General features: G+C 60.9%; 25 protein-coding genes. 9 read left to right on the top strand and 16 right to left on the bottom strand.

Annotation, left to right across the window (positions count from 1 at the left end; genetic code table 11):
• Positions 1 to 689: 689 nt before the first annotated feature.
• The 4 genes from Thiofri_RS15090 to Thiofri_RS15075 all read right to left on the bottom strand — a co-directional run bounded on the left by Thiofri_RS15090 (position 690) and on the right by Thiofri_RS15075 (position 4,362).
• A complete protein-coding gene (locus tag Thiofri_RS15090; RefSeq protein WP_009146915.1) occupies positions 690 to 1,406 on the bottom strand; it encodes an SOS response-associated peptidase in 717 nt (238 codons plus the stop codon).
• Between the two features lie 10 nt (positions 1,407 to 1,416).
• Complete coding sequence (gene recD2 / locus Thiofri_RS15085; RefSeq protein ID WP_009146916.1) at positions 1,417 to 3,624, bottom strand: SF1B family DNA helicase RecD2; 2,208 nt, start codon at positions 3,622 to 3,624, stop codon at positions 1,417 to 1,419.
• Between the two features lie 91 nt (positions 3,625 to 3,715).
• Positions 3,716 to 4,183: a transcriptional repressor LexA gene (lexA, locus tag Thiofri_RS15080; protein WP_009146917.1), complete on the bottom strand. Its 468-nt coding sequence runs from the start codon at positions 4,181 to 4,183 to the stop codon at positions 3,716 to 3,718.
• A complete protein-coding gene (locus Thiofri_RS15075; RefSeq protein WP_040854505.1) occupies positions 4,180 to 4,362 on the bottom strand; it encodes a hypothetical protein in 183 nt (60 codons plus the stop codon). The genes lexA and Thiofri_RS15075 overlap by 4 nt, the downstream gene beginning before the upstream one ends.
• Between Thiofri_RS15075 and Thiofri_RS15070 the strand changes: the two genes are divergently transcribed.
• The 5 genes from Thiofri_RS15070 (at position 4,362) to Thiofri_RS15050 (ending at position 8,167) form a co-directional block, all read left to right on the top strand.
• On the top strand, positions 4,362 to 4,637 hold the full coding sequence (locus tag Thiofri_RS15070) for a UPF0175 family protein (protein WP_009146919.1): 276 nt from the start codon (positions 4,362 to 4,364) through the stop codon (positions 4,635 to 4,637). The two genes, Thiofri_RS15075 and Thiofri_RS15070, sit on opposite strands and share 1 nt — an antisense overlap.
• Complete coding sequence (locus Thiofri_RS15065) at positions 4,634 to 5,116, top strand: putative nucleic acid-binding protein (protein WP_009146920.1); 483 nt, start codon at positions 4,634 to 4,636, stop codon at positions 5,114 to 5,116. Before Thiofri_RS15070 ends, Thiofri_RS15065 begins: the two co-directional genes overlap by 4 nt.
• Positions 5,117 to 5,734: 618 nt before the next feature.
• Complete coding sequence (locus Thiofri_RS15060) at positions 5,735 to 6,724, top strand: 2-hydroxyacid dehydrogenase (protein WP_009146921.1); 990 nt, start codon at positions 5,735 to 5,737, stop codon at positions 6,722 to 6,724.
• 119 nt (positions 6,725 to 6,843) lie between these two features.
• A complete protein-coding gene (locus tag Thiofri_RS15055) occupies positions 6,844 to 7,314 on the top strand; it encodes a YaiI/YqxD family protein (protein WP_009146922.1) in 471 nt (156 codons plus the stop codon).
• 178 nt (positions 7,315 to 7,492) lie between these two features.
• Positions 7,493 to 8,167: a cysteine hydrolase family protein gene (locus tag Thiofri_RS15050; protein WP_009146923.1), complete on the top strand. Its 675-nt coding sequence runs from the start codon at positions 7,493 to 7,495 to the stop codon at positions 8,165 to 8,167.
• Positions 8,168 to 8,196: 29 nt separating this feature from the next.
• On the opposite strand, the gene Thiofri_RS15045 is transcribed toward Thiofri_RS15050, so the two are convergent.
• The 4 genes from Thiofri_RS15045 to Thiofri_RS15030 form a co-directional block, all read right to left on the bottom strand.
• Entirely contained in the window at positions 8,197 to 8,859 is a 663-nt protein-coding gene (locus Thiofri_RS15045) for an ATP-binding protein (protein WP_009146924.1), read from the bottom strand.
• 83 nt (positions 8,860 to 8,942) lie between these two features.
• Positions 8,943 to 11,198 (bottom strand): DEAD/DEAH box helicase family protein, encoded by a 2,256-nt coding sequence (locus Thiofri_RS15040; RefSeq protein WP_009146925.1) that lies wholly within the window; start codon positions 11,196 to 11,198, stop codon positions 8,943 to 8,945.
• An 18-nt stretch (positions 11,199 to 11,216) separates the two neighbouring features.
• Positions 11,217 to 11,885, bottom strand: coding sequence for a class I SAM-dependent methyltransferase (locus tag Thiofri_RS15035; RefSeq protein WP_009146926.1), 669 nt, complete (start codon positions 11,883 to 11,885; stop codon positions 11,217 to 11,219).
• Positions 11,886 to 11,912: 27 nt separating this feature from the next.
• Positions 11,913 to 12,080 carry a hypothetical protein gene (locus tag Thiofri_RS15030; RefSeq protein WP_009146927.1) on the bottom strand — a complete coding sequence of 56 codons (168 nt, stop codon included), beginning with the start codon at positions 12,078 to 12,080 and terminating at the stop codon, positions 11,913 to 11,915.
• Between the two features lie 709 nt (positions 12,081 to 12,789).
• Between Thiofri_RS15030 and Thiofri_RS15025 the strand changes: the two genes are divergently transcribed.
• Positions 12,790 to 13,305, top strand: coding sequence for an ankyrin repeat domain-containing protein (locus Thiofri_RS15025; RefSeq protein ID WP_223296656.1), 516 nt, complete (start codon positions 12,790 to 12,792; stop codon positions 13,303 to 13,305).
• 75 nt (positions 13,306 to 13,380) lie between these two features.
• Here Thiofri_RS15025 and Thiofri_RS15020 read toward each other — a convergent pair whose 3' ends face one another.
• Both Thiofri_RS15020 and Thiofri_RS15015 read right to left on the bottom strand, forming a co-directional pair.
• Complete coding sequence (locus Thiofri_RS15020) at positions 13,381 to 14,052, bottom strand: hypothetical protein (protein WP_009146929.1); 672 nt, start codon at positions 14,050 to 14,052, stop codon at positions 13,381 to 13,383.
• 95 nt (positions 14,053 to 14,147) lie between these two features.
• The gene (locus Thiofri_RS15015) at positions 14,148 to 14,426 is read right to left on the bottom strand and encodes a BPTI/Kunitz-type proteinase inhibitor domain-containing protein (RefSeq protein WP_009146930.1); all 279 of its coding nucleotides are present in this window, start codon (positions 14,424 to 14,426) and stop codon (positions 14,148 to 14,150) included.
• Between the two features lie 241 nt (positions 14,427 to 14,667).
• On the opposite strand from Thiofri_RS15015, the gene Thiofri_RS15010 reads away from it, so the two are divergent.
• Positions 14,668 to 15,621, top strand: a complete 954-nt coding sequence (locus Thiofri_RS15010) for a CHAD domain-containing protein (protein ID WP_190275760.1) — start codon at positions 14,668 to 14,670, stop codon at positions 15,619 to 15,621.
• 66 nt (positions 15,622 to 15,687) lie between these two features.
• On the opposite strand, the gene Thiofri_RS15005 is transcribed toward Thiofri_RS15010, so the two are convergent.
• The 5 genes from Thiofri_RS15005 to sdhC form a co-directional block, all read right to left on the bottom strand.
• On the bottom strand, positions 15,688 to 15,975 hold the full coding sequence (locus Thiofri_RS15005) for an FAD assembly factor SdhE (protein ID WP_009146932.1): 288 nt from the start codon (positions 15,973 to 15,975) through the stop codon (positions 15,688 to 15,690).
• An 85-nt stretch (positions 15,976 to 16,060) separates the two neighbouring features.
• Complete coding sequence (locus Thiofri_RS15000; protein WP_009146933.1) at positions 16,061 to 16,753, bottom strand: succinate dehydrogenase iron-sulfur subunit; 693 nt, start codon at positions 16,751 to 16,753, stop codon at positions 16,061 to 16,063.
• A 61-nt stretch (positions 16,754 to 16,814) separates the two neighbouring features.
• A complete protein-coding gene (sdhA, locus tag Thiofri_RS14995) occupies positions 16,815 to 18,578 on the bottom strand; it encodes a succinate dehydrogenase flavoprotein subunit (RefSeq protein WP_009146934.1) in 1,764 nt (587 codons plus the stop codon).
• A gap of 3 nt (positions 18,579 to 18,581) precedes the next feature.
• Positions 18,582 to 18,947 carry a succinate dehydrogenase, hydrophobic membrane anchor protein gene (sdhD, locus tag Thiofri_RS14990; protein WP_009146935.1) on the bottom strand — a complete coding sequence of 122 codons (366 nt, stop codon included), beginning with the start codon at positions 18,945 to 18,947 and terminating at the stop codon, positions 18,582 to 18,584.
• Complete coding sequence (gene sdhC, locus Thiofri_RS14985) at positions 18,944 to 19,342, bottom strand: succinate dehydrogenase, cytochrome b556 subunit (RefSeq protein WP_040854517.1); 399 nt, start codon at positions 19,340 to 19,342, stop codon at positions 18,944 to 18,946. The genes sdhD and sdhC overlap by 4 nt, the downstream gene beginning before the upstream one ends.
• 136 nt (positions 19,343 to 19,478) lie before the next feature.
• Between sdhC and aroK the strand changes: the two genes are divergently transcribed.
• Both aroK and aroB read left to right on the top strand, forming a co-directional pair.
• A complete protein-coding gene (gene aroK / locus Thiofri_RS14980; protein WP_040854520.1) occupies positions 19,479 to 20,003 on the top strand; it encodes a shikimate kinase AroK in 525 nt (174 codons plus the stop codon).
• 139 nt (positions 20,004 to 20,142) lie between these two features.
• Positions 20,143 to 21,231, top strand: a complete 1,089-nt coding sequence (gene aroB / locus Thiofri_RS14975; RefSeq protein WP_009146938.1) for a 3-dehydroquinate synthase — start codon at positions 20,143 to 20,145, stop codon at positions 21,229 to 21,231.
• Here the strand turns inward: aroB and Thiofri_RS14970 are convergent, their stop codons facing one another.
• Positions 21,232 to 21,915: a hypothetical protein gene (locus Thiofri_RS14970; protein ID WP_009146939.1), complete on the bottom strand. Its 684-nt coding sequence runs from the start codon at positions 21,913 to 21,915 to the stop codon at positions 21,232 to 21,234.
• Positions 21,916 to 22,006: the final 91 nt, after the last annotated feature.

The following is a 22,006-nucleotide window of genomic DNA, read 5'->3' as shown; positions in this document are numbered from 1 at the left end:
AGATGAACTGGCCAGATGAACTGGCCAGATGAAATGGCCAGATGAAATGGCCAGTTGGGCTCGCGTGGGAAGGGAAGATGCAGCAATCTGGCTTCCTGTCAGCCTGCTGTCCGCTCCGGTGGACTACGCCCCGCGCTTTTGCTGAGGTGGTTTCGCCATCACCGACTGGTCTGGTCCCCGAAGCGGACCACGCTTGGCCCATTCCGCGAAGGCTTCAGCCAGTCGGCTTGAGGGAAAAGGGGAGCGACCTGGCTGAGACGAGTGGCTCATCGACCTGCTGGCTTCATTTGGGCGTGGAGACTCAGGTTTTCTCGAACAAGGATGGGTAAACTCCCGAGGGCACATTGAAAAACCCCCTTATCCACCGATCCTGTGGATAACCTTGTGGGCAACCTTGTCAGATGACGACTAAGCCCTTGTCCTTGCGCGCCTCGTTTTCGATTGGTCAAATTCTTTTCGGTCTGTAAGTGACTGTTTTTAATTTTTTTTTCAGCCTGTTCCATCATCTTGTAAGTGGTTGAAACAACCATTTTCGCGCAGAGCGTGTGTCCCTGCGGGGGCTGTTTATAAACTCCGGGCCGGTTGTCAAGTCCCGATGTCCGACGGGTCGGCAGACAGGTGATCCAAGACCGGGCATCTTGGTGCGGCGTTGCTTGGCGAAAGCGCCGGCGAGGGCCGTTAGCTGCGCATCAACTGGCCGACGCGGCGGGTTGGGTTCTCTCGCCGAGACGCGGATCTTTCGGCATCAGGCAATCCGGCCGATCGAAACGCGGATTGCCCACAGCGCGATCCACCGGGTAGCCAAGGAGCAAGTCCTCTGGACAGGGCTGGAGCAAGGCCGTCAGCCCCGCTTTATCCTGATTGCCAGGATCGAGCCATGGTGCCCAGTGCTCGGAATCGAGAATCACCGGCATGCGATCATGTACCGCCTCGATCAGCGCATTGGCTTGGGTGACGATGATGCTCGCGCTCTCGATCGTCTCGCCAGAGGCAGGATCGATCCAATGCTCCCATAAGCCGGCGAAGCTCATCACCTGTTCGTCCCGGCGGTGAAAGGCGATCGGCTGCTTGCCGCCGGGTGATGTCTTCCACTCATAGAAGGCATCGACCGGAATCAAACAGCGTCGCTGCCTGAAGGCCGCGCGGAAGGATGGCTTTTCTGCCACCGTCTCGGCGCGGGCGTTGAAGTTCTTGAAGCCGAGTTTGCGGTCCTTGGCCCAAGACGGCAGCAGGCCCCAGTGAAAGGCTGCCAATTCCCGTTGACCATCGGCCCCAAGCCGGCAAGCGAGAATCGGACTGCCGGGCGCGATGTTGTAACGCGCCGATGGCACCTCAGCCGGCGGCTCCGCCTCCAACCAATCCGCCGTCGCCTGCACATCGAAGCATTGCGCGAAACGTCCGCACATCGGCCTGTCCTCAACGCGCCTCGCTCGCTGCAACCAACCGCTGCCGCAACCGCGTCAGCCGCTGCCCGCCGGTCTGTCTGACCGCCATGCCCAACGCCTTCGGCTGCGCAATCAGCACCACCAGCCGCTTGCCACGCGTTACTCCGGTATAGAGCAGATTGCGCTGCAACAGCATGTAATGCTGGGTCGCCAGGGGAATGACCACCGCCGGATACTCCGAGCCCTGCGCCTTATGCACACTGGTGGCATAGGCCAGCGCCAGCTCATCGAGCTCCCCGAACTCGTAAATCACCTGGCGCTCATCGAAGGCGATGCGCACCTCGCTTTCCTCGGTGTCGATGGCCAGAATTCGGCCGATGTCCCCGTTGAAGACCTCCTTGTCATAGTTATTGACGTTCTGGATCACCTTATCGCCTGGGGCGAAGATCCAGCCGAAGCGCTCGATGCGCGGCTGGCTGCCGGGGTTGAGGCGCTGCTGCAGCAGCACGTTCAGCGCCCGCGCACCCAGTCCGCCACGGTTCATGGGGGTGAGTACCTGGACATCGCGAATCGGGTCCAGCCCGAAGCGCGCGGGAATGCGCTCGCAGAGGGTTTTCACCAGCCGCTCCTGGATCTGCTCAGGGGTTTCGCTGCGAATCACATACCAGTCGCTGTCGCTCGGCGGTGGGTTGGGGACCTGGGGAACCAGCCCCGCATTGATGCGGTGGGCATTGACGATAATCCGCGAGGTCTGCGCCTGGCGGAAGATCTCTGTCAAGCGCACCGTCGGCAAAACCCCGGAGCCAATGGCATCGGCCAGGACCGCGCCTGGCCCGACCGAGGGCAACTGGTCAACATCTCCGACCAAGAGTACTGCGGCCGAGGAGGGTACGGCGCTGAGCAGCTTGTGCATTAGACTGACATCGACCATGGAGGTCTCATCGCAGACCAGCAGATCGGTGTCCAGCGGATTGTCCGCATTGTGCTTGAAGTCCAGCGTCTTGGGATCGAACTCCAGCACGCGGTGAATCGTTTTGGCCTCCTGGCCGGTGGATTCCGACAGCCGTTTGGCCGCGCGTCCGGTCGGCGCGCACAGGGTGGCCTTCACGCCTTTGGCGCGCAGAATTCGCAAGATCGAATTGACCACTGTGGTTTTGCCGACCCCGGGACCACCGGTCAGCAGGGCGCATTTTCCGGTAACCGCCTGGCTGACGGCCTGTTTCTGCGAGTCGGCCAAGCGCAGTCCGGTCTGGGCTTCGACCCAGGGCAAGGCGCGGGCGATATCGATCATCCCCCAGGGTGGCGAGCCCGCGCGCAGGCGGATCAAGGACTCGGCCACCCCGGCTTCGGCGCGGTGCAGCGCGGGCAGAAAGAGGAGCGCTCGCTCCTCGACGGTTTCCGCGACCAACTGCCCGGCGGACAGTTCCAAGTCGATGGCCTCTTCGATACCGGCGGCCTCGATCTCCAGCAGCTTGACCGAGCGTTCCGCCAGCGCTTCGCGCCAGGCGGCACAATGGCCATCGCCGGCGATTTCCTGCAGGACATGGCGCACGCCGGCTCTGGCGCGCAGGGGTGAGTCGCGGGGTATCCCCAAGCGCTCAGCCAGCTGATCGGCGGTCTTAAAGCCAATGCCGCGGATATCCAGCGCCAGCCGGTAGGGATTGCCGCGCACCCGCTCGATGGCGGCTTCGCCGTAGGTCTTGAAGATGCGCACCGCCCGCGCGGTGCCGACGCCATGGGATTGGAGGAAGACCATGATCTCCCGGATGACCTTCTGCTCACTCCAGGCGCGGGTGACCCGTTCTTGGCGTTTCTTGCCGATGCCGGGCAGTTCGCGCAGGCGATCAGGGGATTGTTCGATGATGTCGAAGACACTTTCGCCGAACGCGTCGACCAGGCGCTTGGCGAAATGCGGGCCGATGCCCTTGACCAGCCCGGAACCAAGATAGCGCTCGATGCCTTCGCGGGTGCCGGGGGGAACCACGCGCAACTCATTGGCCTTGAACTGGCGCCCATGGCGCGCATCAATCGTCCATTGCCCACGGGCGTCGATGTGTTCACCCGGCGCGACCTGGGCGGCGTTGCCGATGACGGTGACCAACTCGCGCTCGCCTCGGACCTTGACCCGCAGGACGCAAAAGCCGCTCTCGGGGCTGTGGAAGGTGACGCGCTCGACCGGGCCGGCGAGGGTCTCGAGTGGCGAGTTGGTGTGGTACGAGGCTGCGGGCGCGTCGGTCATCGGCGCATAGTAGCAAGGGTGACCCGGTGATCGGATGCCCAGCGCTCTATGAAACCGACTCCAGGCGATTAAAGGTCACCGGTCCAGCGAATCAGGCGGCCAGTCGCATCACCCCGGTAACAATGCCAATAATCTCGATCTCTTCATGACGGATGTAGATCGGGGCCATGTCCGGATGCGCTGGCTGCAGCCGAATACCATCGGCTTCGATGTAGAAGCGCTTCAAGGTCACCTGATCGCCGTTGATCTTGGCAACCACGGTTTCACCGTTCTCCGCGCTCTGGCGTTGCTCGACGATGATGATGTCGCCATCTTGGATGTGATCATCGGTCATTGAATGCCCACGCACCCGCAGGGCATAGCTGGCCTTGCGCGCCATGTGCGAGGGGACCCTGACGGTCTCGGGATCCTCGATGGCTTCAATGGGCAAGCCGGCGGCGATGGTGCCGAGCAGGGGCAGAGCGACGCCAGCCTCTAGCTCAAGATCAACAGGCTCGAGATCAGCGCTCCAAGCTGGCGCGGTGCGGCGGTGGGGGATCAGATAGGCAAGTTGGCTCATACGCGGGTTTTCTCCTGACGGGCGAACAGGGCGAGTTTGGAGGAAATGGCCTCGCTTGCTAACCACTCTAGCAAGCCCTCAGAATAGGCTTCCTGATGGTTGAGAACAATTCTTGCCGCCAGCGGCGGCTTCATTGGCCGTGGTGGGGTTTCGGTCAAAACAAAGAGATTGGCTTCCAATGACCATGCATTGTCTGCAAATTCCCGAGGAGGCTTTTGCCGCTCTGAAGTTTCCTCCTGATCGTGCCGAAGAACAATTGCGCCAAGAATTTGCTGTATTTCTGGTTCGGGAAGGTCTGCTCGGAGTCGCGCAAGCCAAGCGCATCGCGCAAATGGATCGCGTTTCATTTCAGACGTTGTTGGCTCAGCGCCGGGTAGAGTTAATTGGTTCGGTCGAAGATGCATTGCACGACGCTCAATCCGCTCGGGCGGCTTCGCAATTTGGTCAACAATGATTGTATCCAATACGACACCGCTGTCGTGCTTGCTAAAGATCGGTCAAGCCGAATTGCTACGGCGTCTTTATGACCGTCTGGTGATACCCGAAGAAGTCGCGGCCGAATTGGATCAGGCTGGCCCCGTTCATCAGGACTGGCGCGAACAGCTGCATTTTGTTCAGATCATCCCAACGGACGTCCGTGATCCTGTCTTGACATTGCTCACGGCGGAAATCGACCCCGGCGAAGCTGCGGCAATTGCCTTGGCGCGGAGGATCGGCAGTGAACTGTTGATCATGGATGATCAGGCCGGACGACGTTTTGCTCAACGGGTTGGTCTTACGGTGACAGGTACCGTTGGTGTGGTCATGGCAGCAACTGAATCTGGGCTCATCAACGACCCCTTCTCATTGCTCGAAGACTTGCGCTCGCGCGGCGGCCTCTGGCTTTCGGATGGCTTTTTACAGAAGATGCACGCTTCCTGGTCTGGCAGTTAGCCAAGCCACTTTGGTTTGACGGAATCGGGTCGCGACTTGAGTTCTTGGAACAGAAAAGCACCGTGACTAAAACGTGACGAGCCCGCGTCACGGTAGGTCGTCCAGGGGCATCCTATGCCGTTTTTTGCGCAGGGCGGGGGTGCTAAGCAATTGAAAGATAAAGGGTCTGTGATCGGGTGACATGACTCGAAATCAAGTGACTCCTTACGGGGTCCGTGGGTTCGAATCCCACCCTCTCCGCCATTCAATGAAGAATAATACTTATTTGTCAATGGCATGGATTGAGTGTCCCGCATGGCGCTTCATTCAGTCCCCCGACAAACCGTCTCTACTTCCGTTCATCTCGGGTCCTACCTGCCTCCGCGTATTGCTGCCGCATCCGTGCTTGCCTGCTTGCGGAGCAATCTACCAGAGCTGCTCAGCTCGGTAGAGTTTGAACTCAAAAAGGTCCCAAAAGAAATTGGCGCAGGTCAGTTGGAGTCGGGTTGTGACAGGGCTGGGCTTCGCGCGGTCATCGCGTCGCATCAAGTTCTAACACGCGGCCAATGATGCACCGATGACGTGCAGTGCCGGCAGCGGGTAGGATGGAGTTTTTCGGCGACGAGGGCGGGTTTGGAGATGTCAGACGTTTCAGGGCTGGATGGCAAGGGATTGGAGCTCAGTGGGGTCATGCTGGATGTGGCCACCATCGATCAGGGCGACCTCGACTTGTCGGCGTTGGATCGGGTGTGCAGCCATTGGCGGCACCATCCTCATACAAAGCCGACAGAGGTGCTGGAGCGGATTGGGAAGGCCCAGATCGCGGTGACCAACAAGGTGGTGCTGGACCGCGCGGTGCTGGAGCGCGCTAGCGACCTGCGGCTGATCTGCATCGCCGCCACCGGCACCAATAATGTCGATCTGGTCGCTGCCGGGGAGCAGAACATCGCGGTGGCCAATGTGGTGCGCTATGCCACCCCGTCGGTGGTGCAGCATGTGTTCGCGCTCATTCTCGCCCTGACCACGCGCCTGCCGGGCTATCAGCGCGCGGTTGCGGACGGTGGCTGGCAGCAGCATGACCGCTTTTGCCTGATGGACTATCCGATTCGGGAGCTGGCCGGTCGCACCTTCGGCATTGTCGGCTACGGCGAACTCGGTCAGGCGGTGGCGCGGGTGGCGGAGGCCTTTGGCATGCAGGTGTTGATCGCTCAGCGCCCGGGTGGGCCATTTGCCGAGGGCCGCTTGCCACTCGACCAGCTCCTACCCCAAGTTGATGTGCTGAGCCTGCATTGTCCGCTCACGGAGGCGACGCGCGGTTTGATCGGTGCGCGTGAGCTTGGGCTGATGCGCCCGGATGCCCTTCTGATCAATACCGCGCGCGGCGGCATTGTCGATGAACAAGCCCTGGCCGACGCCCTGCGCGCCGGGACCATCGGCGGTGCCGGTGTGGATGTTCTGAGTGCCGAGCCACCGCGTCAGGGCAATCCGCTGTTGGCGCCGGACATCCCCAATCTGATCGTCACCCCGCATATCGCCTGGGCCAGTCGCGAGGCCCGTCAGCGGGTGGTGGAGGGAATCGCTGCCAATATTGCGGCCTTTCGCGCCGGGACACTGACATCATGCGCATAATCTCGGAGGTGATCTGGTGATTCTCGGCCATGGCGGCAATGATTTTCTGCGCCAAGGCGATGCGCACGGAGAGCTAGTTGAGTTGTCCGCAGCCCACCAACAACCAGGAATCCATGCACATGAAAATTTGGGTCGACGCCGATGCCTGCCCTCAGGTCATCAAGGAGATCTTGTTCCGAGCCGCCGAGCGCTGTCAGATTCCACTCACCCTGGTGGCGAATCAGCCGCTGGCAACGCCACCGTCGCGCATCATCAAGAGCCTGCAAGTCCGATCAGGTTTCGATGTCGCCGATCAGGCGATCCTAGAGAAGGTCGAAACGGGCGATCTTGTCATCACCAGCGATATCCCGCTGGCCGCCGCCGTCATCGACCGGGGCGGCCAGGCGCTCAGTCATCGTGGCGAGTTGTTCACCACCGAAAACATCCGCGCGCGCCTCAATGTTCGAGACTTTCTGGATACCCTGCGAGCCAGTGGAGTCAACACCGGCGGACCACCTGCCTTAAGCCAAAGCGACCGCAAAGCGTTCGCCGGTCACCTCGACAAGCTGCTTGCCAGCGGCAGTCGCGCGGGTGGAGAACCGAGCCAATAGTCTCGGGTCGCCGGCTGCGGGCCGCGAGGATGACGGCTCCCGGGCAATCTGGCAGAGTAAGGTCATCAGAAATCGGCTCGCCGTTTGCCCGCCGCACTGGCATTTGCACCTGGCCACGACTGCGCGACGCCGTGCCGTCTGCCATCCGATCAAGCCTAGTTGTAAAAGAGGTTCGACCATGAGCTGGAAAACCGCACACCGCTCCTTCTATTACCAGAACGCACCCGAACCCGAGGACATGACGCTGCCCCGGCGCGAGACCGCGTTGCTGTGCATCGACGTGCAGAACTACGGCATGGCCGAGCACCAGGACCCGGCCGAGCGTGCGCGCTGGGAGCCGTTTCATCAGCGCATGCGCGGGACCGTGATCCCGCGCTTGCAGTCCGTGCAACGGTCGTTTCGCGAGCACGGTATCGATGTGATTCACGCGCGTATCGCCTGCCTGCTAAACGACGGGCGTGATCGCTCGCTCAGCCAGAAGATGCCGGGCTGGAACAATCTGCTCATGCCAAAGAGCAGTCCGGAGTCGCAGATCATTCCCGAACTGGCGCCAATCGAGGATGAAATCGTTATCACCAAAACCGGCGATAGCGCGATGACGGGCACCAACCTGCGCCTGGTGCTGGCCAACATGGGAATTCGCCACCTGGTGGTGGGAGGGATCTACACCGACCAATGCGTTTCCTCGACCGTGCGCAGCCTGGCCGATGAAAGCTTCAATGTCATCGTGCTCGATGACTGCTGCGCCGCCGGTACCGATGAGCTGCACCGCGCCGAGCTTACGATCATCAACCGCATTTACTGCCATGTCATGCAAAGTGACGAGCTGCTGGGGATGATGGGACTTGGGTAAGTCCAACCAGCCAGAGGAGGTTTTCGGTTCTAACCTTCAGGCGTTATGTGTAAGCGGGCAAGATTCGGCCCTCTCAGACCAAACAGACTCGCCAAGACCTCGTTGCGCGGCACCGAGAGCTGCGTCATGGACTCCAGCGACATGGTGTTGGGTAGTGTGCCTGTTACGTGTATATCTAGCCGGTCACTGTACATGAACAGTCGAATGCGCTGGTTGTGCAGCGAATAGTCCCGGTGCGCGACTGCGTTGACGATGGCCTCGAATACGGCGATCAGTGCGTACTGAGGATAGTCGATGCGTCCCAGTGGTTTGCGTGCGCCCGTCGTCATGTTGCGCTCGACAAAATGGAAGGCATCCAGCACCTGGCGATCCAGCGGACCGCCGATCTCGCGCGCATCGACCTGCTCATCCGGGTCGTTCCTGGTTCCCAGATGGGCCACGGCGATGATCTCGGCATTGTGCAGCCAGCGCGTCGGCTCCAGGGTGCAGAGCAAGACTCCGACCATAGTCGGCACCATTGCGCCATCGAGTTCGCGCAGCAAATGCAGTCGGCGCAACTGCGTGGCGGTGTCTCCCTGGTCGGGCTTCAGGAAACGCCGCAATAGCAGCGAGTCGTAATCCTCGAAGCCGCAGCCGGGTACCTCCTGTTCCTCAAAACGAATAATGCGCGCCTGACTGCGCTGTTGAAACAAGATGCTAACGCCATGAGTTATAAAAAAAGGCGGCTGTCTCGAAAGGTTTCGGTGTTACAAAAAAGCTAATATCTTATTTCCCTTCATCTCGCAAAGTAAGCCGTGATAGCGTTTTCAGCCACACCCCGCAATCGATCCAGCTCCTGCCCATCCAACTGCTTCCACAGTGCCGGCATAATCCGCACCTGCGACAAGTCCCGCGCGTAGTCCAGAAACCCGCGCTGCGCGTACTTCTTAAACGGCATTCCCAGTATCACCTGCTGAATCTCGCTTTCGCTCAGCTCCTTGACCCGCGCCATGCGCAGCTTGCCTTTCTCTGCCGGTAGCCCGCAATTTAGCCGGTCAAGATAGAAGTCCCGAAATGCCAGCGTTAGCAGACTGAGCGAGACCTTGCCGTCTTCATCCACGGTGTCGAGCAGCGCCCGCAGCAGCACGGGCTTGTAGCTAGCGCTCATGTCCATGTCTTCGCAGAACTCGAAGAACCGCTCGCGAATGTTGGCGGCGGTGACGGGCTTTAGGCCGAATTGGTCGGCGATGGCTTGTTTGCGTGCTTTGGCGAAGTAGAAGTAACGCCGGCGCCCGAGACTGAGGTCGTGATCGGGCGTCAGTTCGCCCTGGAGGACTTTGTTGCGCAGATAGCCTTCGGAGGCGGTCAGTTGGCGTTCCAACTCGGCGACTGGGAGCATGTCTTTGACGGTGCTTTGCCAGTCGAACACGTCGATCTCCTCGAAATACTCAGTCCAAAGGCCGAGGTTGAGGATGATGGCGTCTTGCGGGCCGTTGCGTTCTTCGTCTTCGATGCGATGCTTGGGCGCGGCGGCATAGCCTCCGGGGCGGTATTGTCGGTTGCCGGTGGCGCGGTGGACGTTCCAGCTCTGGTTGTAGCGCCCGGCATTATCGACGAAGTCGAACACCAGCAGGCAGTCCTTGCCGGGTGCTTTGCGGGTGCCGCGCCCGAGTTGCTGCATGTAGATGATCTTCGACAGGGTCGGGCGGGCCATCAGCAGGACTTCGATGTCGGGGCAGTCCCAGCCTTCGTTGAGCAGGTCGCAGGCGCAGAGCATGTGTAAGTCGCCGCAGGCGAAGGCGTCGAGCACGGCATCGCGCTCTTTGTTGGGCATCTGCCCGGAGACGGCGCGGGCGGGGATGCCTTGGGATCGATAACGCTCAGCCAAGGCTTCGCCGTGGCGGATGTTGACGGCGAAGGTGACGGCTTTGCGCCCGCGCACATGATCAAGATAAGTCTGGGCGATCAGTTCGTCGCGCGCGGGGATGGTGATGGCTTGTTCGAGATCCTGGCGGTGGTATTGCACCTCGTTGAAGCGCACGCGGGTGAGATCGACATTGGTTTTGACGCGCACGCAGCGGATGGGCGCCAGTTCGTCGCGTTCGATGGCTTCCTTGAGGCTCAGGCGGTGGGCGGTGTCGCGGAAGATGTCGAGAATCGGCTTGCCGTCGGGGCGCTCGGGGGTCGCGGTCAGGCCGAGGGTGAAGTCCGGGCGGAAGTAGGCCAGCACTTGCTGGTAGCTGTCGGCGGCGGCGTGGTGGGCTTCGTCGATGATCAGGTAGCGAAAGTGGCCGGGGTCGATTTCGCTCAGACGGTTGTTGAGCGATTGCACTGTGGCGAGGACGAATTGAGCGTTTGGCTCGCAGCGACCGCCCTGAATGAGGCCGGTGGTGGCCTCGGGCCATTGTGCGGAGACGGCGCGCTCGGTCTGGCGGATCAGGTTTTTGGTGTGGGCGACGTAGAGCACCGGCGCGCCGATGCGCCGGGCGTCTTCGATGGCGGTGAAGGTTTTGCCGGCACCGGTGGCATGGCCAAGGAGCGCGATGGTGGTGCCTTCGGCGCGGATGCGCTCCAGCCAGTCGAGCGCATCCTGCTGGTGGGTGCGCAGGTTGAAGTCGGCCTTGCTGGCGCGCTGTTTGGGCAGGAAGTCGTCCATGTCGAGCAGGCCGGGGACGCGCTCCAGAAAGAGCGCGAGCTGTTCCTTTACTCGCTCGCGGCGCTGATCCAGTTCGTGATCGGTCCAGCGGTAGACCTGCCAGCCCTGATGCATCAGGCTGTTTTGGCGCAGTAGGTCGTCTTCGTACTTGTGGCGGTCGAAGGCCGGGGGCTGGTAGTGGGTCGGGCCATCGACCTCGAAGGCGATCTTTTTGCTGCCAGCACGCAGGGCGAAGTCGATGTAGCGTGCGCCGCCTTCGATGTCGAGAACCGGGAACTCGGGAACCAGCAGCTGGGTCTTTTCCAGCCCGAACAGCTCGGCAAAGAGGCTGATGAAATCATCCTCGGGCTGGGTGGACTGATGCTGGGACGGGGGCGAGGACGTATCCTTTGTCATCGGCTTTGCCAATTTGGCTTAATCCTGCGCGGGATTGTCGACCTTGCGCAGCAGCGCATTCAGCCAGCGCTCGTCGTCACGACCGGGCCGCTGATCAGCGGTGATCCAGATATCGAGCGGGGCGAAAACAGCGACCTCATCCAGCAAGGCTGCCAGTGTGGATTCGTCCATATCGGTGAAGAATCGTCCATCCTTCTCGCGCTCCGTCGTTCCGTATTTGAAGGAGGCGTAGAGGATACCACTGGATATAAGGGCCTTGGCAAGCCGTTTTAGAATGTACGCCAAGTCGCTGCGAGGGATGTGAAGTAGGCTGGCGCAAGCCCAGATACCGTGAAACTCGTCGTGCCAAGGGATGTCGCGAAAGTTCAGGCAGTGAACGGGCTCGCCCAGATGCTCGCTTGCCAAGGCGACCAGAGACGACGACGCATCGAATCCTGTTGTCTGGAAACCCAGCTCTCGAAAAGCCCGCAGATCGCGACCAGAGCCGCAGCCGGCATCGAGAATCCGTCCGCCTGCTGGCAGCAGCGGCAGAAAGGGCTGATACAGCGGGCGCATGTCGACACTGATGGTTTCCTGAAAGAAGCGCTCGGCATGGCGTTGGTAATAGTCGATGTTTGCCGCCGCTTCAGATTTTTCGATGCGGCCGACAAGAATGTCTTCAGGGATGACTTCGGTGCGGTTAGACATTTGGGTCTTCTCCATTGCACCGGCCAGCTAACGCGAGCGTAGGCAGTAATCGCCCTGGGTGTAGTAACCACTCGGGCAGGTGCCTTGTTTGACCAGTGGCTCCAGTGCATGGCTCAGGCTGGTGGTGATTGTCAGGACGCCGGCGAGGGCGGTTGCAGACAAGATGGCGGGCAAGGGCTGTGGTGATCTTGGCATGGTCAATCGCTTGAGATGTTCGTGAGGGTGCGGTGGACGCTAGAATTTCGGCGCTGAGCCAGTTGCTGCGATTTCTTGGCGGTTGCAGTGTTTTGATGAGCTGGTCTTTGTCATCACCGACTGGTCCTTGGAACGCCGGATGCTGGGGCATTGCGCCAGGTCTTTAGCCAGGCTGTTTTGAGGAAAAAGGCCCCAGCTTGGTTCAGCCGACTGAGGAATCGCGAGATTTGCATCATCTCGGTGCGCATGCTGAGGCATTCCTGAGCAAAGGTGGGTAAAACCCCGATGGGACACTGAAAATTATCCTTATCCACCGAGCCTGTGGATAACCTTGTGGGTAATGCTGTCACATGGCGCCTAAGCTTCTGTCCTGGCGCCCTTCGTTTTCGATTGGTCAGTTTTTTTACTGTCTGTAAGTGGCTGTTTTGACGTTTTCGTGCCTGTTCCACTCTGGTGCATCTGGTTGAAGCGAGGGCTTTGCGCAGAGGTTCACGGCATTATGCTGAGTGTGATGATTGCTGCCATGAAGTGTGTTGGCTGGCTGCAAGAAAATGGTCTTGAAAAAGGGGTAGCATGACGCGAACTCAAGAGGCTTATTTTGTGACCTCCGGGTTTGCATTTCACTTTCTCCGTCAAACATTTTCTCCGCCAAACATTTGTTGCCAGCATGAAACACAATTTTTCTCGATTGCTCAGACACTCTTTGCTCGTGGCTGCTCTCACTGCTGTGCTTGCCGGCTGCGGTAAGCAAGCGGCCGATTCGGGAGCGGAACTGCTGCAGCACGCCGAAAGCGGAAATACCCAGGCGCTCAATGCGTTGCTCGGTCGTCGGGCCGAGCCGAATTTCCGCGATTCCTGTCAGTGGACGCCGCTGATGAAGGCGGCGGTGAATGGGCATGTCGATGCGGTGCGCTCGCTGCTGGATGCCGGGGCGGATGTCGACGCCGCTGACAAGGGTGACTATACGGCTCTGCTACTGGCGGCTTCCAACAACCATGCCCAGGTTGTGACGACCTTGCTGGAACACGGCGCCATGATTGACCACCAGGAAAACACCCAGGGCTTTACCGCCCTGATCTGGGCCGCCAAGCGCGGTCATGCCGAGGCTGTGGATGTCCTGCTGCGCGCCGGCGCGGATAAAACCTTGCCTGATCATCAGGGACGGACTGCTGCCGACTGGGCCAGCGCCGAGGGGCATCAGCAGGTGCTGGCGCTGCTGCATTAGTATGCAAGGGTCTTGGCGAGGCGGTTGCAGCCCCGAGGGGCAAAGACAACCAATGCGACAATCGGCGCCCGACAATCAGCGCCGGGATGCGCTGGATGGATGAAGCAGCAGGGGTAATTCGCGCGCCAGTCGGTCGGCTGCCTGTGAGAGGGGGATCATCCGCAGTCCGGGTGGCGGTTGTTGACTGAGGCGCTCGGCTAGGGGGCCGGTTTCGGTCAGCATCAGGGTCGCGCGGGCGCTGGCCAGGCTGGCGGTGAGATCGCGCTCGGTGATAGCGCCGCCGCCAATGGCCAGAGTCGCCGAGCCGGCGTCGCCAGCGATGGTGGTGGCCAGTGCGCTCATCCAGGGCACCTCGTCGCCCCACTGGCTGCCCGGTACCAGCAGATGGCCGCTATGGTCCGGGTTGAGACGCGCGCCCTTGACGGCGTCTCCGGCAGGAGGTGCCAGGGTGCCGGTTGCCGCTACGCCCAGCAGTGGAAAAGCTGCGCCAGTGCTGCGTCTGGCGCGCCCGAGCAGCGCCATGACACCATAATCCGTGCCGCCGTCGATGGCGACCGCATCGCATTGGACGATGATGGGCGCGAGTATATTTGTGAGCAGTGGCAGCACGCGCTTGGCCAGCGCGGGTTCAAGGCTTGCCGCCGCGCCGACCAGCACCAAGACCGGACGTGGTGGCTGAATGTCAAGCGCGGCGCTGGCCACAGCCAGTTGGGATTGCTCTGTGACCCGGATGCTAGGGATATTCAAGGTGCGATGTCCTTCGCTTGGAGCATGTCCATGCATCCCGAGGATGACCCTGAATCACATAGGGTCAATGTTCGGGGTGGTCGGGACCATAAGACTTAGGGATTGCCCTTAGCGCCGCATGCCTTTACGCAAGCCGCCATTGACTCGAAGGGGCGCGCCCCGTCGCAGCCGCCATAGGTAAAGCGCTGACAGCGATCGGCGTCGTAGTCGTAATAAAATCCGGGGATGGCGCCCTTGCAGGGACCGGGGTCGGGCGGGATCATGCAGTCCACATGCATCAGATCCTCCTCTTGCACGCCGTTTAGGCAGCCGCTGAGGAGGATCGCGACGGTCGTGATCAGACAGGTTGTACGAAAAGCGCGCAAGATTGGCACCGGATTGTTCTCCTGAAAGCCTTTAGGTTACCGTGAAACGGCCATTTTATCCGCCGGGGTGCTCGTCGCAACGACCAACACTTTAGCGGCGGTTGGATGAAGCGATGGAGCGCGCAGGCTTGCATTGGCAGGCGGCTCGGCGCTAGTGTGTGCAAGGCTACCACCGGCTTTGACTTGACGGAAGCTTTTACCATTGGCAGCAAAGACCAAACCTTCCCCACCCCTGACCGCTGAGATGCCCGTGGCCGCAGCCATCCGGGCCATTTTGCGGCACAATCTGGAGGCGATGCTCGCGCATCAGGAGCTTGCCCGCGACGGGGCGGACATTGAGGGCGTGCATCAGATGCGCGTGGCGTTGCGGCGCATGCGCTCGGCGCTGTCGTTGTTTCGCGCGGTCCTGGATCGCGCGCAGGCGCTTGCCTGGCGTGAGCAGATGCGTGAGCTGGCCGGGCAACTCGGACGGGCGCGCGATCTGGATGTCTTTATCGACGAGGGGCTGGCCGATACAGCTGGCAAATTGCCATTGTCGGGAGAGGCTGCGCTGCGCGAGCTGGCCTTGGCGCGACGTGCCCAGGTCTATGCCAGCGAGGTCCGGCCGATGCTTGAGAGCGACAGTTATCGGCATTTTTGTGCCGAGTTCCCGCGCTGGATAGAGCAGGGGATCGAGGTGACCGAGCCCAAGCCCAATCCCGAGATTGGTTCTGAGACTGGTTCCCAAACCGGCTTTGGGACCGGTGTTGAGACCGGCCCCCATCGGGCGCGTGGTAAAGGTGCCCGCAAGCTTGCGCGGCCAATACTTGCAAGCGCGCGCAAGCTGCTGGATAAACAGGAACGCCGTGTGCTGGATGCGGGCACTGCGGTTAATCGCCATGATGCGCCGGCAATGCATCAGTTGCGCATCGAATGCAAAAAACTACGCTATGCGGCTGAGTTCTTTCGGCCATTGTTCACTGACATGGGGGAATTCATTCGCTGCATGAAAGGCATTCAGGACTTGCTGGGTGTGATGAACGACCTAGCGCTGACTCAAGGCCTGCTCGATGATTTACTCAGCAACACACCAGAGGATCGCGATTTGCAGCGCTTTGCCGGCGCGCTGATTGGTTGGCGCAGCTATCATTTTCACCGCTTGCTGGAGGACTTCGACAACCGTTGGGAGGCGTTGGTCGCCGCCCGTCGTCCCTGGTGGGATTGAGCTAGGCTTGGCTGCGTGGCAGCTTTGTTCTCGTGCCAGGGTGCGCGCTGGCCTGCGCGCTCCGGCCTATGCGCTCGGCCTGCCTGACTCCTGTTGCAAGTTTCGGATGCGCTCAATCAGCGCGCGCAGCGCGGAGTCTTCCGGCTCAGTGTGGCCGATCAGCCAGTCGTGTAGACGTTGATCCTGACATTGAAGCAGTCGCACGAAATCCGCCTGCTCGGCGCTTGAGAGCTGCGCGTAACACTGATCGACAAAGCCGCTGAGCAGCAGATCGAGCTCCAGCATACCGCGCCGACACTGCCAGCGCAGGCGGCGCAGGTCGGCATCGGCTGAGAGAGGCTCGGTAACGTCCATGAGTCGGGTTAGGGAGCCGGTTGGGTCACAGCGGCAGCTGCAAGTGGCCGGTTTGCATCCTCTGCACCACCTGAATCAAGGGCGCTCAAACCGCCTTCTCAAGCATCAGCTCTTTGATTTTGCCGATGGCTTTGGTGGGGTTCAATCCCTTGGGGCAGACCTCGACGCAGTTCATGATGCTGTGGCAGCGAAACAGCTTGTACGGCCCTTCGAGTGCGTCTAGGCGTTCATCCGTGGCCTGATCGCGGCTGTCGGCGAGAAAACGCCAGGCTTGTAGAAGTGCGGCTGGGCCGTGAAATTTGCTCGGGTTCCACCAGAAAGACGGGCAGGCGGTTGAGCAGCAGCCACAGAGAATGCACTCGTAGAGACCATCGAGGCGGTCGCGCTCGGCCGGTGGTTGTGGGATTTCCTGCTCCGGCAGCGGTTCGGTGCGAATCAAATAAGGCTTGACCGCGCGGTACTGCTCGTAGAACTGGCTCATGTCGACGATCAGATCGCGAATAACCGGACGGCCGGGCAGGGGGCGGACCTCGACGGGTTCTTTGAGGTCGGCCAAGGCGGTCACGCAGGCCAAGCAGTTGACACCATTGACGTTCATGCCGTCGGAGCCACAGACGCCCTCGCCACAAGAGTGCCGAAAGCCGAAGCTCTCGTCGAGCGCGTGAATCTCAAGCAGCGCCTCGCGCAGCATCATGCCCGGACGTGCCGCCACCTCAAAGCTCTGCATGCGCGGCTTGGTATCGCGCTCTGGGTTGAATCGATAGACCCGAATTTTCATCCCGCCTGATCTCCGCTCGGCCACTTCCAACAACTAACTGTGCGATAGCTGTAACAAATTTCTAATACACCCGGGGCTTGGGCGGAAAGCTCTCCACCGTCAGCGGTTTGGTGCGCACCGGCTTGGCCTCGACCCGATCACCCTCGCGCCAGAAGAGGCTGTGCTTCATCCAGTTGACATCGTCGCGCTCGGGGAAGTCGACGCGCGAGTGCGCGCCACGGCTTTCTTCGCGCGCCAGCGCCGTGGCAAGGGTGGCCATGCCGACATCGACCAGGTTGTCGAGTTCCAGTGCTTCGATGCGGGCGGTATTGAAGGTGCGACTGTGATCTTGTAGACGTGCGCTTTCGACTCGCCCGCGCAGGGCGAGTAGCTTCTCGACGCCCTGGGCCATGGTGGCATGATCGCGAAAGACGCCGCAATGGTCTTCCATCAGCTTGCGCAAATCGGCCTTGACCACATGCACAGGCTCGCCGTCGCCCTGGCGTTCCCAGCGTGCGAGTCGGGCCAGGGCCGGTTCGAGATGGCTGGCGCTCAGGGGGCGATGATTGGGGTTTTCGCTCAAATAGCGCTCGATGTCCTGCCCGGCGGCGCGGCCAAATACTAAAATATCCAGCAGCGAGTTGCCGCCCAAGCGATTGGCGCCATGCACCGAGACACAGGCGCATTCGCCGGCGGCATACAGCCCGGGGACGTATTCTTCCGGGCCATGACGGGCGGGCGCCACCACGCGCGCGGCGCGATCAGTCGGGATACCGCCCATGGCATAGTGCGCGGTCGGGAACACCGGAATGGGCCGCTCGGCAGGGTCCAGACCCAGAAACACCCGGCAGATGTCGACAATGCCAGGCAGGCGCTGATGCACCACCTCGGCGCCGAGATGATCGAGCTTGAGTAGCACATGATCCTGATGCGGGCCGCAGCCGCGCCCTTCGCGGATCTCGGTCACGATGGATCTGGCCACCACATCGCGGCTCGCCAGATCGCGCGCCTTGGGGGCATAGCGCTCCATGAAACGCTCACCTGAGGCATTGATCAGATAGCCGCCTTCGCCGCGTGCGCCTTCTGTAATGAGCATGCCCTTGCCGGCTACGCCGGTGGGGTGGAACTGGTAAAACTCCATGTCTTGCAGCGGCACCCCGGCGCGTAGCGCCATGGCCATGCCGTCGCCAGTGTTGATGAAGGCGTTGGTGCAGGTGCGAAAGACTTGCCCGTAGCCGCCGGTTGCGATCAGGGTGGTTTTTGCTTCAATCACCAAGGGCTCGCCGGTGGCAATGTCGAGCACCAGGGCGCCGAGCGCCACGCCCTCGTCATCGCGCAGCAGATCGACGGCGAAGACTTCATCAAAAAAATGGGTGCGTGCGCGGATATTTTGCTGATAAAGCGTGTGCAAAATGGCATGCCCGGTGCGATCCGCCGCCGCGCAGGTGCGCGCAGCCTGGTCGCCGCCAAAGTTCTGGGTCATCCCGCCAAAGGCACGCTGGTAGATTTTGCCGTTGTCCAGCCGCGAGAAGGGCACGCCGGCGTGCTCCAGCTCATAGACGGTTGGGATGGCCTCGCGGCACATGGTCTCGATGGCGTCCTGATCGCCTAAGTAGTCCGAGCCTTTCACGGTGTCGAACATGTGCCAGTGCCAGTTGTCTGGCAGCACATTGGCCAGGGCTGCGTTTACGCCACCCTGGGCAGCCACAGTGTGGGATCGGGTCGGGAAGACCTTGGAGACCACGGCGACGCGATAGTCGGCGCTGGCTAGACGCAGTGCTGCGTTGAGTCCGGCGCCGCCAGCGCCGATGATCAGGGCATCGAAATGTCGGTGCTGTAAATTCATGCTTTATCCCATGCTTCCCGCGTCAATCGCCAGGGCTCGCGCCATCACCACCGCTTGCGCCGCCCATAGACCCGATGCGAGCAGCATCAGTGCAAACAGGCTGAGCAAGCCCATGCGCAGCCCGGATGGCTTGATGTAATCGATCAGTACATCGCGCACCCCTACCCAGGCATGCAGTAACAGCAGTGGGATATAGAGAAGTACACCAAGCGCCACCCAGGGAACGGCCATCCAGGCAAGAAATGCCTGATGATCGACGGGTGGTGCAGCAATGAGGCGAATGACCAAATAGCTGCCGAATAGAGCAACATAGACTGCGCTCAGGCGCTGTATAACCCAGGCTTTGAGCCCCGATGCCTGACGACTCATAGCAATACCCCGCCGAGAATGAGCGTGATCACTAACCCGGCGCCCAGCGCGATGGCCGCTGTGAGCCGGGCCGGCTTGAGGTCAACGGCCAGGCCGAGGTCCATGACGAGGTAGCGCAGACCTGCGAACAGGTGATGCAGAAAAGACCATAAAAGCACCAGCAGCGCGATCTTGACCAGCGGAGCGCTCAGCAGTCCAGTGATGCGCTCATAGCCCGATGCCGAGGCTACGGCCGATCCCAGCGCCCAAGCGCCAATGGGGATCGCTAGCACCATGAATACGCCGCTGAGGCGATGCAGTATGGAAACCATCCCGGGCAACGGCAAGCGAATACGCCAAAGCTCGAGAAAGACCGGACGCGGCTGGGCCGCAGGCTGGGACTGATGGGGGCTCATGTGGATTGATGGGGTCAGAATCAGCAGTGGGTCGTTGCGATAAGGGGATACAGTATAAGCGGGTGAAGGGCATTCGCACAGAAAGATTGATCGGTTGCCTTGCCCTGAGTCGGCAAATCTGGCATATCTGTGCAGCATGACATTGCCACCAAATATTTTTTTAGTCGGCCCGATGGGCGCTGGCAAAAGCACTATTGGGCGCCAGTTGGCCGAGACGCTGGGTTATAGCTTCCTCGATAGCGATCAGGAAATTCAACAGCGCACTGGTGTTGATATTCCCACCGTGTTTGAATTTGAGGGTGAGGCGGGCTTTCGTGCTCGCGAGCGCCAAGTCATTGAGGACTTGACCGAACAGGACGGCGTCGTGCTCGCGACCGGCGGTGGTGCCGTGATGGTGGCTGAGAACCGCCAGCGCCTTGCCGCGCGCGGGTTCGTGATCTACCTGCATTGCAGTGCCGAGCAACAGCATGCGCGCACGGCGCGGGATCGCAACCGGCCTTTGCTCAAGACCGAGGACCCGCTGACCACACTCAAAGACCTGATGGCTGTGCGCGAGCCGGTGTATCGTCAGGTCGCCGACATGGTGGTCTCGACCGAGCGACGGGGAACCGCGTCCGTGGTCAAAGAAATCGCCCGACGGCTGGAAGATGAAGCTCCCTAACGCTCATGGTCACGGCCACCCCGGCGGATGAAGCCCGTTGTTTCACGGTAAGGCATATGGTCCTGACCACCCCGGATAAGAAAGCGGCTGTTTTACGGCATGGCTGCTTGTGCATGCTCATCACTTCAAGACCCGCCTCATGAACAAACGGCTCGATATCAACCTCGGCGCGCGCTCCTATCCTATTTTTATCGGCCCAGGTTTGCTGCGCGAGCCGGATCTGCTACGGCCTTATGTCCGCGGCAAGCAGGTGATGGTGGTCAGTAACACCACGGTTGCGCCGCTGTACCTGGAACCTCTGCGCGCTGGCCTGGTTGGCTTGCAGGTTGCCGAGCGCATTCTGCCCGATGGCGAGATCTACAAAGAACGCAACACCTGGCATGGCATTTTCGACGCCTTGCTTGCCGAGCGTTACGCGCGCGACTGCACTCTCATCGCGCTTGGCGGCGGGGTTGTGGGCGACATCACCGGTTTTGCCGCTGCTTGCTATCAGCGCGGCGTCGCGTTCATTCAGGTGCCGACCACCCTGCTTGCGCAAGTCGATTCCTCAGTCGGCGGCAAGACGGGCATTAATCATCCCGCCGGCAAGAACATGATCGGCGCCTTTCACCAGCCGGTGGCGGTGATCGCCGACACCGACACCCTGAGCACTTTGCCTGAGCGGGAACTCGCAGCCGGGCTGGCCGAGGTGGTGAAATACGGTCTGATTCGCGATCCGGCATTTTTCAACTGGCTCGAAGCGCATGCTGATGCCCTGCAAAACCGCGACGCCGCTGCGCTCATTGAGGCCATCGAGCGCTCCTGTCAAAACAAGGCCGATGTGGTCGAGGCCGATGAGCGCGAACTCGGCCAGCGTGCGCTGCTGAACCTGGGGCATACCTTCGGTCATGCCATCGAAGCCGGTCTCGGCTATGGCGACTGGCTCCACGGCGAGGCCGTCGCAGCAGGCATGGTGATGGCGGCGGAATTATCGCGGCAGTTGGGCTGGCTAGATGCCGCTGCCGTGCCGCGCATTCGCAGCCTGCTTGAGCGGTTCGGGCTGCCGGTCGCGCCGCCGCCGGGGCTTGGCAGCGAGCGCATGCTGGAACTCATGGCGGTGGATAAAAAGGTGCAAGCCGGCGCCCTGCGGCTGGTCTTGCTCAAAGGTATCGGCAGCGCGCTGGTGACCGGGGATGTCTCTGCTGAGCAGATCATTGCCAGTATCGACGCCAGCCGCAAGACGTTCTGATCAATCCGCGCGCTGCAATGCCTCATAGCGGCTGGTGAAGACCTGCTCACGCAGCCGGTCGGCTTCTTCCTGGGTTTTCAGCAGGGGGCCGTCCTGCCAGCTTTGAGCACTGTGATCGAATACCGAGAAACGGTACCCCTTGCCAACCTTGAACACCTTGGTCACATCCTGACCGGCTTGTGCCATGGCGTTGAGTTTGCTGAGTCCGCGCGGGGCGCTGCTGCAATCTTGCGCAGTGGCCTTTAACTGTTCGGCGGCCTGGCCGTTGGGGCTCTGGGGGTCTTCGCCAGTATCTTGCATCGGCGGTGTCTGGGAGCTGGCGCTCTGGGGCGGGGTGGTGGCGGTGTTGCTGTCTGCCGCCGGATGAAAAGAGAACTGGTTGTTTTGAATCTCGCCCTGGATGTCGAGTTCTACCGATTTTAACCCCGGTAGGCGGGCGAGTAGATACCCGGCCGTCAGCATGCCAAGCTTTTCGTTTTCGTTCTCAAGCGCGGTGAGAAGTTTGTCCGCGACAATCTGCCCGCGCTGCACTTGGTCAGGCGCGGCTACCCAGTCGCGGCTCATCTGCCAGCCCTGGTCCATATCGCGGTCGAGTTGGTCAAAAAATTCGCTGGCCTGGCTGAGCAGGCTCTCGGGGACGTTCAGGCTGAAGACCTGATCGTCAACAATGGCTTCTAGGATCATGAATGCTTCTCCGGGCGGCCCTGTTTTTTAGCTTTACAGTCGATAATAAGGACCGGCAAGCGCTTTGACCACCGCAGCAGCGCGAAGAACC

The sequence above is a fragment of the Thiorhodovibrio frisius genome (assembly GCF_033954835.1).
Taxonomy (GTDB): Bacteria; Pseudomonadota; Gammaproteobacteria; order Chromatiales; family Chromatiaceae; genus Thiorhodovibrio; species Thiorhodovibrio frisius.
This window is presented reverse-complemented; position numbering and strand designations above follow the sequence as displayed.

What these genes read in the sequence shown, in the direction of transcription:
- Thiofri_RS15055 (WP_009146922.1), top strand. Translation starts at nt 6,844, where the DNA reads ATGAAAATTTGGGTCGACGCCGATGCCTGCCCTCAGGTCATCAAGGAG.
- aroB (WP_009146938.1), top strand. Translation starts at nt 20,143, where the DNA reads ATGAACAAACGGCTCGATATCAACCTCGGCGCGCGCTCCTATCCTATT.
- Thiofri_RS15050 (WP_009146923.1), top strand. Translation starts at nt 7,493, where the DNA reads ATGAGCTGGAAAACCGCACACCGCTCCTTCTATTACCAGAACGCACCC.
- Thiofri_RS15060 (WP_009146921.1), top strand. Translation starts at nt 5,735, where the DNA reads ATGTCAGACGTTTCAGGGCTGGATGGCAAGGGATTGGAGCTCAGTGGG.
- aroK (WP_040854520.1), top strand. Translation starts at nt 19,479, where the DNA reads ATGACATTGCCACCAAATATTTTTTTAGTCGGCCCGATGGGCGCTGGC.
- Thiofri_RS15070 (WP_009146919.1), top strand. Translation starts at nt 4,362, where the DNA reads ATGACCATGCATTGTCTGCAAATTCCCGAGGAGGCTTTTGCCGCTCTG.
- Thiofri_RS15035 (WP_009146926.1), bottom strand. Translation starts at nt 11,885, where the DNA reads ATGTCTAACCGCACCGAAGTCATCCCTGAAGACATTCTTGTCGGCCGC.
- Thiofri_RS15090 (WP_009146915.1), bottom strand. Translation starts at nt 1,406, where the DNA reads ATGTGCGGACGTTTCGCGCAATGCTTCGATGTGCAGGCGACGGCGGAT.
- recD2 (WP_009146916.1), bottom strand. Translation starts at nt 3,624, where the DNA reads ATGACCGACGCGCCCGCAGCCTCGTACCACACCAACTCGCCACTCGAG.
- Thiofri_RS15040 (WP_009146925.1), bottom strand. Translation starts at nt 11,198, where the DNA reads ATGACAAAGGATACGTCCTCGCCCCCGTCCCAGCATCAGTCCACCCAG.
- Thiofri_RS15030 (WP_009146927.1), bottom strand. Translation starts at nt 12,080, where the DNA reads ATGCCAAGATCACCACAGCCCTTGCCCGCCATCTTGTCTGCAACCGCC.
- Thiofri_RS15005 (WP_009146932.1), bottom strand. Translation starts at nt 15,975, where the DNA reads ATGGACGTTACCGAGCCTCTCTCAGCCGATGCCGACCTGCGCCGCCTG.
- sdhC (WP_040854517.1), bottom strand. Translation starts at nt 19,342, where the DNA reads ATGAGCCCCCATCAGTCCCAGCCTGCGGCCCAGCCGCGTCCGGTCTTT.
- Thiofri_RS15000 (WP_009146933.1), bottom strand. Translation starts at nt 16,753, where the DNA reads ATGAAAATTCGGGTCTATCGATTCAACCCAGAGCGCGATACCAAGCCG.
- Thiofri_RS15065 (WP_009146920.1), top strand. Translation starts at nt 4,634, where the DNA reads ATGATTGTATCCAATACGACACCGCTGTCGTGCTTGCTAAAGATCGGT.
- sdhD (WP_009146935.1), bottom strand. Translation starts at nt 18,947, where the DNA reads ATGAGTCGTCAGGCATCGGGGCTCAAAGCCTGGGTTATACAGCGCCTG.
- sdhA (WP_009146934.1), bottom strand. Translation starts at nt 18,578, where the DNA reads ATGAATTTACAGCACCGACATTTCGATGCCCTGATCATCGGCGCTGGC.
- lexA (WP_009146917.1), bottom strand. Translation starts at nt 4,183, where the DNA reads ATGAGCCAACTTGCCTATCTGATCCCCCACCGCCGCACCGCGCCAGCT.
- Thiofri_RS14970 (WP_009146939.1), bottom strand. Translation starts at nt 21,915, where the DNA reads ATGATCCTAGAAGCCATTGTTGACGATCAGGTCTTCAGCCTGAACGTC.